Origin of the sequence: Streptomyces sp. NPDC046876 (genome assembly GCF_040645035.1) — a bacterium.
Taxonomy (GTDB): Bacteria; Actinomycetota; Actinomycetes; order Streptomycetales; family Streptomycetaceae; genus Streptomyces.
Map to the genome: position 1 here is coordinate 1 of NZ_JBEYXK010000150.1, position 12,504 is coordinate 12,504.

A 12,504-nucleotide genomic window follows, 5' to 3' on the forward strand; every position below is an offset into this window, starting at 1 on the left:
CACCCAAGGGTCGGGCTCCTCGCCCAGGTAGCGGTGCCGCGCCGCCGGCCCCGCCAGCAGCAGCTGCCCGGCCCGGCCCGACCCGGAGGCGTCACTTCCGCCAGAACAGGTGGTGGATCACACCGCTCGGGCTGGGTACGACGTCCAGGTGGAAGCGGTCGAGCAGTTCCTCCGGCGATTCCCACAGCCTCAGCCCCGATCCGAGCTTCACCGGCGAGACCGCCACGTGCAGGGTGTCGACGAGGTCGGCGTCGAGGAACTCCCTGATGGTGGTGACCCCGCCGCCGAGCCGGACGTCCTTGCCCTGCGCGGCCTCCCGCGCCTGCGCCAGGACCGTGGCCGGGTCGGCGTCGACAAAGTGGAACGTGGTGTCGGAGAGCGAGAACGACGGGCGCGGGTGGTGCGTCAGCACGAACACGGGGGTGTGGAACGGCGGCTCCTCGCCCCACCAGCCGCGCCACTCGTGGTCCTGCCAGGGCCCGCGCTGGGGCCCGAACTTGTTGCGGCCCATGATCTCGGCACCGATGTTGTTGGCGAAGTCCCGGGTGAAGTAGTCGTCGAGGCCCCGGCTGCCGCCGGGGTCGGTGCGGCCCGGCCAGCTCGCGGTGGCGCCGGCCCAGGCGAACAGCTTCCCGGGATCGACGTGCCCGAACGGCCTCTCCAGGCTCTGGTCCTCGCCGGCGGCGATGCCGTCGCCGGACACGTTGAAGTTCTGGACCCTCAGCAACTGAGTCACGTACGCGCTCCTCCTGTGCAGTGGTGGACGGCAAGGGAGACTCCCGCGGCCGGGAGAACTCATCGCCGCCCCGGGCACGACTTCCCCGGAACCGAACGTAGCCCGGCAAGGCCCGGGACGGGCGGCGCCACGTGGGCAGGCCGCCGACGTCCCGGGACCCGCAGGCCTAGCCGCGGGAGGCGAAGGCCTTGGTGAAGGCCAGGGGGCTCTGGGTGATGGAGGAGCAGGTGGCGTCCGCGGAGTTCTTGGGGCCGCCAGGGCACTGCCGGTCGCGGGCACCGGACCACATCGCGAGCCAGGCCAGGCCCTTCGTGCGGGCGAATCCGGCCAGCTGGGTGGCGTCCTCCACCGTGAATATCTCGCTCGCCACGTCGTTCACGCCGATCATCGGGGTCACCGCCACCGTCTTCCACGCTGCCGCGTCGGAGAGCCCGAGGACCCCCTTGATCTGCGCCTGGGTCGCGGTGGCGGCCTGGATCGCGTAGCCGCCCATGTCCCCGCTGTACGCCGGACCGTAGTCCATGGCCATCACGTTGACCGCGGAGACGGCCACGCCGTTGCGCTTGGCGTTGGCGAGGAGGTCGATCCCCGGCTGGGTCAGGCCCTCCGGCATGACGGGGAGGGTGAAGGACACGTTCAGCCCCGGGTGCTTCTGCTGGAGCAGGGCGATCGCCTGGGCGCGGCGGGTGTTGGCGGCGGTGTCGGGCAGCGCCGCGCCCTCGATGTCGAAGTCGGCCTTGGTGAGCCCGTAAGCGTCGACGACCTTGCCGTACGCGGCCGCCAGATCGGCTGCGGAGGAGCAGGCCAGGGCCAGTTCGGAGCCGGCGGCGCCGCCGAAGGACACGCGGACGTCGCCGCCCTTGGCGCGCAGGGCCGCGATCTGGGAGGCGACGTGGTCCGAACCGAGGGCGGTGATGCCGCCCCACAGGGGGTTGCAGCCGCCGCCGGAGGTGATGAACGCCAGGTTGAACTCCTTGACCCCGGTCTGGTCGGCGGTGGCGAGCAGGTCGTAGGCGGGGTAGAGCGAGGTGTCCACGTACGGGGCGAACGGCGCGGCCTGCGTGGTCCCGCCGCCCGGAGGCTTCGGCGTGGCCGTGGTCGCGGTGGGCTTCGGCGCGGGCGTGGTCGGCTCGGCCGTGGCGGTCGGGTCGGCCGAGGCCGTGGGGGTGGGCGCGGCCGTGGGTGCGGTGGTCGGGCGGCCGGTGGGCTGCGGGGCGGGCCCGGAACCGGCCGAGCACTTGACCTTGTTGATGAGGCAGCCGGTGGGGTTGCCCGGGGTGCCCTGCGTGGCGGAGGTGACGAAGCCGACGGTGGTGGAGGCCCCTGCGGCCAGTCCGGAGCCGGACCAGCGGGGCGGCTTGACGGTGACGTGGCTGCCGTTGACGGTCTGTTCGCCGTTCCACAGCGAGGACAGGGCGGTGCCGGCGGGGAGGTCGAACTCCAGGGTCCAGTCGGCCAGCGGCTTGTCGCCGTTGTTGGTGATGACGTACTGCCCGGTGTAACCGGTGTTCCAGTTGCTGGACTTGGTGAAGGCGGCACCCACGGAGGCGGCCTGGGCGGTGCCGGTGAGGGTGATGGCGATGCCGCCGACGGCGGCTGCGAGGGCGAGTGCGACGGCTGCCTTGGCCGGGCCGGTCGCCTTGCGGCGGTGGGAGGTGCGGGACATGAGTGGCTGCCTGCCTCATCGGTGCGGGGATGGGGGGACGGGGCAGCACGCTAGCGATCCGGAACCGGACAAAACGGCAGTTCGAGGCACCGGGCCCGGATCTTGAGGCCCGCTTAAGGAAGGCATCGGGGAGGGTTAACGCGGGCGGTTGACGCGGGCCCCTCCGGACAGCACACCGCCCCCGCCGGGGGCCGGCGCGGTGCCGGCGGAGGCGGGGGCGGGGCGGTTGGGGACGAGGCGTGGAGGCCAGGCGCGCAGGCCGCGCCCGGTGTCAGACCTTGCCGCTGGCCAGGGGCCATTCGCGGTTCAGGGACCCGAGCGGGATGCGGCGCTCGAAGAGCGGCGTGCCGAACAGGGACAGCTGCAGCTGCAGGTTGCCGCTCAGGTCGAAGCCGCCGTAGACGGCCCACGCGCCGCTGACCGAGGTCTTGCCGTCGGTGGAGGCGGAGGCCTTGGCGTCCGCCTCACCGCGCACGTACGGGGCGAAGTCCGCGGTGACGCCGACGGCCCCGTACAGGCCGACGGAGGCCTCGGCGCCGAGGGCGCCCTTGACGCGGCCGGTGGCGGTGACGCTCGCCTTCACGGGCGAGCTCTGCACGGCCGAGGTGCTGACCGGGGTCCAGCCCTTGCCGGTGGCGTAGCTGCCGCCGACGCGGAAGTCGCCCTTGACGTCCTGCGAGACCTCGAGGGTGACGCGGCCGTCGGCCTCCACCTGGACGTAGCAGGTCAGGTCGAGGTTGACGACGACCGGGACCGGTCCGACCTGGATGACCGGGGCGCTGTGCAGCTTGGCGAACGGCAGCCGCTTCGGGGATCCCGTGGTCGCGGCGGCGTGGCCCTTGAGGCTCCACTGCGAGGACCAGTCGCCGCTCATGCCGAGGAAGGCCGAGCGCGGGCCGGAGCCGCCGGAGCCGTCGTAGGAGAACTCCACCGTGGGGGCGAGCTGGACGAAGCCGGAGACGGAGGCGCCGGCCGAGACGGGGGCGTCCGGGGCGGTCTCGATCGGCGCGTTCACGTCGAGCCGGAGGTTGCCGAGGGGCAGCTTGGCGCCCTCGGGGCCGAAGCGCACGCCCTGGCTCTTGGCCCAGGAGAAGGTGACGCCCTTCATCAGGGGCTCGACCGTGACGGACGCCGGGTCGACGGCGACCTTGCCGTTGGCCTTGTCGTCCTTCAGGACCGAGGACAGGGGCGTCGCCGCGGTCTTGACCTCGGTGCCGCGGTCGTTCTTCCCGACGACCTCGGTGACCTTCGCCAGGAGGCCGTTGGGGGCGCCGGGGGCCGGCCCGCTGGCGATGACGTCGCCGACGGCCACGGGCTTGTCCGCGGACGCCGACGCGGACGCCGACGTGTTCGGCGTGGGGGAAGCCGACGAGCGGGAGGAAGAAGAAGAGGACGAGGAGGGGGCCGGGGAGGCCTTGGCTATGACGGCCCGGCCGCTCGCCTGGTCGTACGAGGCGACCTTCAGCGAGGCCTTCTCGGGGCCGCCCTTGCCGGTGCCGACGCGGGCCACCTCGTTCGATGCGGGGCCGTCCTGCGGGGCCGCGGCCACCTCGAGCTGCCGGCTGCCGTCGGCGGCGGGGGCGAGTGCGGCGGGGGTTGCGGGCTCCGCGGCACCGGTGTGCGTCGTCGACGAGCAGCCGGTGGCGGCGAGCGCCAGCGTGGTGATTCCGGGCAGGAGGAGGCGTCTGGCGAGCATGCGCACGTGCATAAAACCTTCAGTTGGGGGGAAGTTACGCTACCGACAGGTAACGTGAAGGCAGATCATGCCAGGTGCAGAACGGTGTTCCGGTACGACACCGGCGGACACCGGGGAAAATCAGCCACGCCTGCCCACAACCACCCGTAACGGACCGACTGCGTGAAGGTGACCGTGAACAGGGGTAGTTGAGCCTTGGACCGGTCGGTACGGCTGCCAAGTCGCCCGCGAGCAGGGCTCGTTGGCGCCCGACGACGCAGACGGGACAGGGCAGAAGCGGGTATCGGCGGCCGAGTCGTTCGGCGGACCGGGTCTCGACTGCGACCGGCCTTTCGGCCGCGCGACGCCCCGACCGGAGGCGGTCGGCCGGCGGAGCGCGCGGCTTGAAGCAGGCGCCGGCGGGGGCCCGTCAGGCCCCGGCGGCGGCAGCGGCCTGCATGACGGCGTGCCAGGGGGTGGCGTCGAAGATCAGGCGGATGGTATCGATCCGTCCTCCGGTCAAGTGGAAGTGCTCGGCGGTGCGCTGGGTGCCGATCGCGGGGACGGCGGTGTGGACGTCGTACACCAAGGTCGCCTCGGTGTCCGCGTACAGCTCGCTGACCATCTCGACGCCGGTGACGATCTGGAGGAAGGCCTCCAGGCCGGCGAGGTGGTCACGGGCGCTGTCGGAGGCCATGAGCGGGCTGCTGAAGCGGAACGGGTCGCCCAGGGTGTCCGCGGCTGCGGACACGTCGCCGCGGAAGCGGGCCCCGTGGTACGCCTGTACGACGGCACGGGCGGTACGGGCGGTACGGGCGGTACGGGCGGTACGGGCGGCAGCGCCGCCGGTCGGCGGGGGCGTGGTCATGTGGTGGGGTTTCCTTCGGTCGTGGCGAGGTGGGCTGCGATGCGCTGCTGGTTCTCCACGAGCCGCAGGCACAGGTGGCGGAGCTGGTCGAGCTCGGTGTCGGTGAAGCCGTGGAACACCGCGGCCATCGCGCGGTGGGTCGGCGCACGGAACGCCTCGAGCCAGGCCAGGCCGGCGGGCGTGATGCGGGCGAGGACGGACCGGCGGTCGGCCGGGTCGGGGTCCCTGCGGACCAGGCCCTCCTTCTCCAGGGTGTCGACGAGGCCCGTGGCGTTGCGCGGGCTCATCCCGGCAGCCCGGGCCAGTTCGCCCGGGTTCGCCCCGGCGTCGCCGAGGGTGCGGAGCCTGACCAGGACGTCCAACGCCCCGGCGCTGAGCCCGCGGCCCTCCGAGCCGTGGGAGCGGAGTCGTTCGACGGCCTTGTGCGCGGCCCGGGCCGCGGCGGCCGCCTCCAGTCGCAGTGTGTCGCCGTCGGCGGCGAACTCGGCCATGGCCGAGCGGACTTGGGGGTCGTACAGCAGCCCGCCCGCATCGCGGGCCAGCTCCTGCGAGTTGGTTACCTGCTTCATAATGAATGAGTACGCGATCTTCCTGGGAAGCGTCAAGGCCACAACGGCCCGAGCGCGGGACACCCCTTGGCCGGGCCCACCGGAAGACCCCTGGGGACCCACCGGAAGACCCCCGGGTTTTCGGCCAAACCTCCACACCACCATTTCGTGCGAATCGGCACGAACGCGTCCGCAGCACACCGGCACACGGGTCCCAAGGCCCTTGCGTCGGCCAACGATTGATTGCATCAACGATCAATTCCGTGATCTAGTTGCCCCGCAGGTCGTCGGCATGTCCCGACCCGAGACACACCCCTTCGCACACGCCTGGAGGGTCTTTGAGAGACGGGCACGGGGGCCTGGCCGAGACCATGGACAACCCCGACGTCCCCCTGTCCAAAACAGGACGGGCGAGCAGGGGCACCGGCCCGAACCGCGGGCGGCGTGGCGGCTGCTGATGCGGGGAGGGGACTACTTCATACCGGCCACCGCCATGGGCCTCGCCCTGGCGGCGCGCCTGCCTGCGCTCGTACAGGGCTGGCGCTCGCCCATGGTGCGATCGGTCTGCGCGCTCATCGCGATGGGGGCCACCGGCTGGTTCTTCGCGGCGCCGCCCGTCGTCGCACGCGTCAACCGGCTGACGGGAGTGCCGAACTTCAGCGCGCCGCTCGTCTACTGCATCGTCCTCGGGTTCTCCTGCGCCTCGCTCGTCCTCATCATCCACTGGCGCGGCGGACCGGCCGAGACGGTGCGCCGGCACGTGCTCGGCTGGATCCTGGGGACCGTCGCGGCCGCCGCGATCCTGGCCGCCCTCTTCGCGCTGGGCGACGCGCCCGTGGAGCGCCGGCGCGACTTCGACACCTACTACGCCAACACGCCCTTCGTCCGCGAGATGATCGTGTGGTACCTGCTCGCGCACACCGCGACCGCCACGGTCGTCAGCGTCACCTGCTGGCGGTGGGCGGCCGAGGTCTCCTCCGGCTGGGTCCGCTACGGCCTGCGCACCCTGGTCACCGGTTTCGCCTTCAACCTCGCCTTCGGAGTGCTGAAGGGCATCGCCGTCGCCGCCCGTTGGCTGGACTCCGACCTGGACGTGCTCAGCACGAGCGTCGCCCCTCCCGTCGGCAGCATCGGGGCCGGCCTCGGCACCTGCGGGTTCCTCATGCCGCTGGTCGGGCCGCGGCTGGAGGAGGCATGGCGTGCCTGGCGGTCCTACCGCCGGATGTATCCACTGTGGCGGGCCCTGTACGCCCACCCCGAGGCCCGCTCCAGCGCGATCCGGCTGCCGTGGTGGGCCGGGATCGAGCTGCGCGCCACCCAGCGGGCCACGCAGGTCGCCGACGGCATCCACGACCTCTCCCCCTACATCGACCCGGCGCACCGCCCCCTGTGGGAGGAGCAGGCGGCGGCCGCCGGCTGCGCCGCGCACGAGGTGGACATCGCGGCCGACGCCCGCATGGTGCGGGCGGCTCTGCGGGCCAGGGAGGACCGGCAGCGCCACGGCAGCGGCGAGGAAGCCCCGTCCCCCGCGGACCTGCACGTCCGCCTGTACGTCGGCGGAACCGGCCACGAGTGGTTCGGCCGGCTCGGCGCCCACTTCGCCCGGCTCGACACGCGCGGCGAGCCCCTGGGTGCCGGATCCCGTTCGGGGAGCGGCTAGCCTCGTGCCCACGAACCCGCCTCCCGCGCCGCCCCGCCGCGGCGGCTCCGCGTCCGGCCCGCGGACCGTCCTCGTGCTGGGCGCAGGACTGGCCGGGCTGCTGGCCGCGGCCGCGCTCGCCCCGTACGCGGACGACGTGCTCGTCGTCGAACGGGACGCCCCGGACCCGGCGAGCGTCCCCGATCCTGCGCGCGCCCCGGCCCCCGCAGGCGGCACCCGCGCCGCGCGCCGCGGACTCCCCCAGGCACGGCACGCCCACATGCTGTGGTCCGGCGGCGCCGACGCCATCGAGGCCCTGCTGCCGGGAACCACCGCCGCATGGCTCGGCGCCGGGGCCAACCGGGTGCCCGTACCGGCGGCGATGGTCGCCCTGTCGCCCGGGGGCTGGTACCGGCTGTGGCCGGAGTCCCACTACCTCATCGCCGCGAGCCGGCCCCTGATCGACGCCGGCGTGCGCTCCCGGCTGCTGGCCGCCCATCCGAACGTCCGCTTCCTGTACGGTGCCCAGCCCACCGCCCTGGTCGGCTGTGCGTCCCGGGTGCACGGCGCCCGGATCCGGTGCGCCGACGGCACGCACACCGAGGTCCCGGCGTGCGTGGTCGTCGACGCCACCGGGCGCGGCTCGCGCGCCTCACACTGGCTCGCCGCGCTCGGGCTGCCGCCCGTGGCGTGCGAGACCATCGATCCGGGCGTCGCCTACGCCACCCGCCGCTACAGGGCGCCCGCCCCGACCAAGGACTGGCCCGTGGTCACCGTGCAGGCCGACGCGCGGCTGGGCGGGCCGGGCCGGTTCGGGACGGTCCTGCCCGTCGAGAACGACGAGTGGCTGGTCAGCGTCTGCGGGAGCCGCGGGGGCAACCCCACGTCCAGGAACGAGGACTTCGAGCCGTTCGCGCGCGGGCTGCGCAGCCCCCTGGTCGCCGACCTGATCGCCCGCGCCGAGCCCCTGTCCGACGTGGTCCTGACGCGGTCCACGGCCAACCGCCGGTTCCGCTACGAGAAGATGCGGCTGCCGGCCGGGTTCCTCGTCCTCGGCGACGCCGCGTGCGCACTCAACCCGGTGTACGGGCACGGCCTCTCGGTGGCGGCCCAGGGCGCCCTCGCGGTGCGCGACACCGCGGCGAAGGCCGCCGGGAGGATCGGCTCCCCCGGCTTCACCCGCCGGGCCCAGCGCGCCCTCGCCCGCCCGGCCGCGGCCGCGTGGCTGCTGGCGAGCGGCGGCGACCTCCACTTCCCCGGCTGCACGGGCAAGTCCCCCACCGCGCTGGACGACCTCGCCCAGCGGTACATCAACCGGCTGATCCACACCGCCACCGGCAACCACACCGCCACCACCGCACTCACCGAGGTCATGACGCTCCGCTCCGGCGCCGGCACCCTCCTGGGCCCACGGGTGGTCTGGGCCGCGGTGACGGGCCCCGGACAGCCCCGCCTGAGCGGCCCGCCCCTCCCGCCGGCCGTGGCCGAGGTCCTGTCCCGCGACCCACTGCCGGAGATCCGCCACCGCTGAGGGTCCAGGGACTGGGCCCACAGGTACTACCTCGGCGTCAAGTGGTGGGGCGGGCACGAGACGGGCCCAAGGGCGGAGGCGGCTCAGAGCATGACGTGTTTGACCTGGGTGTAGTCCAGCAGGCCCGCCATCGACAGGTCGCTTCCGTAGCCCGAGTGCCGGACGCCGCCGTGGGGCATCTCGGAGACCGTGGTGCCGTGGGTGTTCACCCAGACGATGCCGGTGTGCAGCGACCGGGTCGCCCGCATGGCCCGGTCGTGGTCCGCCGTCCACACGCTCGCCGCCAGGCCGTGGCGCACGTCGTCGGCCAGGCGCAGCGCCTGCGCCTCGTCCGCGAAGGGCTGCACGGTCACGACGGGCCCGAAGACCTCCTCCTGCACGATCTCGTCGTCCTGGCGGACCCCCGCCACGACGGTGGGCTCGTGGAAGAAGCCCGGGCGCGGGAGGCGGGCGCCGCCGGTGACGATCTCGGCGTGCGCCGGCAGCCGCCCGAGCAGGTCCTGCACCGACGCCAGCCGGGCGGCGCTGTTGAGGGGTCCGAAGTCGGTGTCCGGACCGTACGGGCAGCCCGTGCGCAGCTCGGCCGCCGCTGCCGCGAAGGCGGTGAGGAACGCGTCGTGGATCCGGTGGTGGACCAGGAACCGGGTGGGCGCGGTGCAGTCCTGGCCGGCGTTGTAGTAGGCGACGTCGGCCAGGGCCGTGGCGGTCGCCTCGACGTCCACGTCGTCGTGGACGAGGACCGGGGCGTTGCCCCCGAGCTCCAGGTGGACGCGTTTGAGGTCGGCGGCCGCGGCGGCCGCGATCTCGCGGCCCGCCCGTACGCTGCCGGTGGCCGCGACGAGGGCGACGTCGGGGTGGGCGGTGAGCGCGCGGCCGGTGTCGCGGTCGCCGCAGACCACGTTGAGCACGCCGGGCGGCAGGTGGGCGGCGGCGATGCGGGCCAGCAGTGCGGTCGAGGACGGGGTGGTGTCGGCGGGTTTGAGCACCGTCGTGTTGCCCGCGGCGATCGCGGGGGCGATCTTCCACACGGCCATCATCAGGGGGTAGTTCCAGGGGGTGATCTGGGCGCAGACCCCGACCGGTTCGCGGCGCAGCACCGAGGTGCGGCCCTCGGTGTACTCGGCTGCCGCCGGGCCCGGCAGGTTCCGTGCGGCTCCGGCGAAGAAGCGGACGGTGTCGGTGATCGCGGGCAGTTCCTCGGTCCTGAACCGGTGGGCGGGCTTGCCGGTGTCGGCGGTCTCGGCGGCCGTGAGGGCGTCCGCGTGCTCCTCGAGGGCGTCGGCGATGCCCAGCAGGGCGCGCTGGCGCACGGCCGGGGTGGTCGTGGACCAGTGCGCGTACGCCGCCGCGGCCGCGGCGCAGGCGGCGTCGACATCGGCCCGGCCGGAGCGGGGGGCGCTGCCGTGCATCCGGCCGGTGGCGGGGTCGACCAGGGGCGTCGTCGCGCCCGAGGCCGCGGGCCGGTCCTCACCCGCGATGTGGTTGTGCACGGTGTGCACGGGTTCGACGGCGTGCACGGTGTCAGCCACGGCGCAGGGCCTCCTTCGCGGCGTCGCGTCCGGTGCGTACGGCGCCTTCCATGTAGCCGGCCACCCACTGGTCGGATCCGCAGACGTAGAAGGGCGGTTCGTGGGTGCCGTGGCATGGGCCGACGGCCATGACGTCACCGGGAGTCCACTGGGTCACGTACCCCTGGGTCCACGGGTCGGTGCCCCACATCCGGAGGTGCGTGGCGAGCGGCCGGTGCGCTTCGTCGCCGTAGAGGCGGGCGATCTCGGCGAGCAGTTCCCGGGTGCGCAGCGGGGCGGGTGTGCCGAGCAGCACCCCGAGCCGCTCGGGCGGTACGAGGGCGGAGAGGATGCCCTCGCTCTGCGGCCAGGTGCTGCCGAGGACCCCTTCGCATTCGGAGAGGCCGCTGCGGCCGCGGTCGCGCCAGAACGGCCGCTCGTAGGCGGCGACGAACTTCGCGGCGAGTGCGTGGCGTTGGCGGTGCAGGGAGGCGAGGCGCTCCTCGCGGACCCCGGTGACGGCGACGGAGCGCAGCGGGCCGACGGGCAGGGCGCTGACGACGGCTCCGGCGGTGAGCACCTCCCCTCCGCGCAGCCGTACGGTGCAGCGGCCGGGGCGGTGTACGGCGACGGCCTCCTGGCGGCCGGGCCGCGGAACGGGCCGGGGCTTCCACGCCCGCGGCGGACCCGGGGGCGCCGCCATGCGGGAGGATGGTGGTGTGCCGGCCCCGGCAGCCGGGCCGGCCCGCCCGGTCCACGGGCGCCGAGACGGGGAGCAGCCGAACGTGACCAAGGCCGAGCGGGCACTCGAGACGCGTGAGCGGATCCTCACGGCCGCGTGCGAAGTCATCGCGGACATCGGTTTCGAGAGCATCAGCATGCGCAAGGTCGCCGAGCACGCCGGCGTCTCGAAGGCCCTGCTCCACTACCACTTCGACACGCGCGAGAAGCTCTTCGCCGAGGCGATGACGCACTCCTTCGCCCAGACGGGCAAGGACACCGGGGCGGACGCGGACTCGGTCCCGGCCTCCGTCGCCCTGGCCCGCATCCTGCGGAGCATGCTGCCGACGGACGCGGAGCTGCGCCAGGACTGGAAGCTCTGGCAGGAGCTGTGGGTGCGGGCCCAGCGCGACACCGCGGCCCGTCATCTGGCGGTCGACCTGTACGACCAACTGCACGCGTGGGTCGCCGCTGCCGTGGAGCGGGGCATCGAGTCCGGGGAGTTCGCCGACTGCGACGTCGACGCGCTCAGCACCCTGGTCCTGGCCCTGTGCGACGGGCTCGGCATCCGTCTGATGCTCGACGATCCCCGGGTGGACCTCGCCACGGCGCGGGAGACGATCTGGCGGGCGATCGCCCCCGCGCTCGGCGTCCGCGAGCCCTTCCCGGAGCCCTGACCGGGACGCGGCGGCCCTTCAGGCGCAGTTGACGGTCACCCGGCCGCTGCCGCCGTTGCCGGAGAAGCCGATCGTGAACCGGCCGTTCGGGGGCTGCTGCTCGGCCCGACCCCCCAGCGTGAGCACCTGCGAGGCACCGGCGGCGAGGGACCCGGCGCCCTGGCTGACCGTGACCCCGGGCGGCAGCTGACCGACCGACCATTCCAGGGTGCCGCCGCCGCTGTTGCGGACCAGCAGGGTGTTCGGCCACCCGCCGTTCGCGCAGAACTCCTGGACGCTGGTGGGACGCAGGGACAGCACCGGCGCGGCGGCCGGGGCCGGCGTGTCGGACTGCCTCGACTGCGCCGGTTGCGTCGTACGGGCCGGTGAGGCGCTGCTGCCGCTGCGGGCGGACGGGGCGGAGGCGACGGGCGTCGGTGAGCCCCCGGCAGCGGCCGGGGCGGTGCCGCTGTCGGAGGAGGTCGAAGGGGTGGGGTCGGATGCCGGGGCGGCGGGTGCACCGGCCGACGCCGCACCGGTGGGTGTCGCCGCCGCCTGCGGCAGGGTGGTGGCCGGGTCGTGGCCCAGCTGCCGGCCCACGACCGCGCCGCCCACGGCGACCACCATGACGCCGCCGATGATCAGCGCCATGGTCTTCGCCTTCTTCCTGGCCCGCTTCTGACGCGCCTTCTTGTCCGGATGCTCCCCCGCGGTCCGCCCGCCCTGGACGATGATCCCGCCCTGCACGATGATCCCGTCACGGCCGTGGTGGCCGATGGCCCGGGGATCGTCTTGCTTGGGGCCGATGGCCCGGGGGTCGTCTTGCTTCGGGCCGATCGCCCGAGGGTCATCCTGCTTCGGACCGATCGCCCGAGGGTCATCCTGCTTCGGACCGATCGCCCGAGGGTCATCCTGCTTCGGACCGATCGCCCGAGGGTCATCCTGCTTCGGACCGAT

11 protein-coding genes are annotated in these 12,504 nt (G+C 73.9%); 3 read left to right on the forward strand and 8 right to left on the reverse strand.

Features of this window, described 5'->3' with window-relative positions; translation table 11 throughout:
- Positions 1 to 91: 91 nt before the first annotated feature.
- The 5 genes from ABZ924_RS36290 to ABZ924_RS36310 all read right to left on the reverse strand — a co-directional run bounded on the left by ABZ924_RS36290 (position 92) and on the right by ABZ924_RS36310 (position 5,514).
- A complete protein-coding gene (locus ABZ924_RS36290) occupies positions 92 to 736 on the reverse strand; it encodes a dihydrofolate reductase family protein (RefSeq protein WP_361919618.1) in 645 nt (214 codons plus the stop codon).
- A gap of 166 nt (positions 737 to 902) precedes the next feature.
- Positions 903 to 2,402 (reverse strand): cellulose binding domain-containing protein, encoded by a 1,500-nt coding sequence (locus ABZ924_RS36295; RefSeq protein ID WP_361919620.1) that lies wholly within the window; start codon positions 2,400 to 2,402, stop codon positions 903 to 905.
- Positions 2,403 to 2,673: 271 nt separating this feature from the next.
- Positions 2,674 to 4,104 (reverse strand): hypothetical protein, encoded by a 1,431-nt coding sequence (locus tag ABZ924_RS36300; RefSeq protein ID WP_361919622.1) that lies wholly within the window; start codon positions 4,102 to 4,104, stop codon positions 2,674 to 2,676.
- A 403-nt stretch (positions 4,105 to 4,507) separates the two neighbouring features.
- Positions 4,508 to 4,945 (reverse strand): hypothetical protein, encoded by a 438-nt coding sequence (locus ABZ924_RS36305; protein ID WP_361919624.1) that lies wholly within the window; start codon positions 4,943 to 4,945, stop codon positions 4,508 to 4,510.
- Entirely contained in the window at positions 4,942 to 5,514 is a 573-nt protein-coding gene (locus ABZ924_RS36310) for a MarR family transcriptional regulator (RefSeq protein ID WP_361919626.1), read from the reverse strand. Before ABZ924_RS36310 ends, ABZ924_RS36305 begins: the two co-directional genes overlap by 4 nt.
- A 436-nt stretch (positions 5,515 to 5,950) precedes the next feature.
- On the opposite strand from ABZ924_RS36310, the gene ABZ924_RS36315 reads away from it, so the two are divergent.
- Both ABZ924_RS36315 and ABZ924_RS36320 read left to right on the forward strand, forming a co-directional pair.
- Positions 5,951 to 7,153, forward strand: coding sequence for an MAB_1171c family putative transporter (locus tag ABZ924_RS36315; protein ID WP_361919628.1), 1,203 nt, complete (start codon positions 5,951 to 5,953; stop codon positions 7,151 to 7,153).
- A 4-nt stretch (positions 7,154 to 7,157) separates the two neighbouring features.
- Positions 7,158 to 8,663, forward strand: a complete 1,506-nt coding sequence (locus tag ABZ924_RS36320) for a pyridine nucleotide-disulfide oxidoreductase (protein ID WP_361919630.1) — start codon at positions 7,158 to 7,160, stop codon at positions 8,661 to 8,663.
- Between the two features lie 83 nt (positions 8,664 to 8,746).
- Here the strand turns inward: ABZ924_RS36320 and ABZ924_RS36325 are convergent, their stop codons facing one another.
- Both ABZ924_RS36325 and ABZ924_RS36330 read right to left on the reverse strand, forming a co-directional pair.
- Positions 8,747 to 10,192 (reverse strand): aminobutyraldehyde dehydrogenase, encoded by a 1,446-nt coding sequence (locus tag ABZ924_RS36325; RefSeq protein WP_361919632.1) that lies wholly within the window; start codon positions 10,190 to 10,192, stop codon positions 8,747 to 8,749.
- Positions 10,185 to 10,874, reverse strand: a complete 690-nt coding sequence (locus ABZ924_RS36330; protein ID WP_361919634.1) for an FAD-dependent oxidoreductase — start codon at positions 10,872 to 10,874, stop codon at positions 10,185 to 10,187. The genes ABZ924_RS36325 and ABZ924_RS36330 overlap by 8 nt, the downstream gene beginning before the upstream one ends.
- An 82-nt stretch (positions 10,875 to 10,956) precedes the next feature.
- Between ABZ924_RS36330 and ABZ924_RS36335 the strand changes: the two genes are divergently transcribed.
- Positions 10,957 to 11,568 carry a TetR/AcrR family transcriptional regulator gene (locus ABZ924_RS36335; RefSeq protein WP_361919636.1) on the forward strand — a complete coding sequence of 204 codons (612 nt, stop codon included), beginning with the start codon at positions 10,957 to 10,959 and terminating at the stop codon, positions 11,566 to 11,568.
- A gap of 18 nt (positions 11,569 to 11,586) precedes the next feature.
- On the opposite strand, the gene ABZ924_RS36340 is transcribed toward ABZ924_RS36335, so the two are convergent.
- Positions 11,587 to 12,294, reverse strand: a complete 708-nt coding sequence (locus ABZ924_RS36340) for a hypothetical protein (protein ID WP_361919638.1) — start codon at positions 12,292 to 12,294, stop codon at positions 11,587 to 11,589.
- Between the last annotated feature and the right edge of the window lie 210 nt (positions 12,295 to 12,504).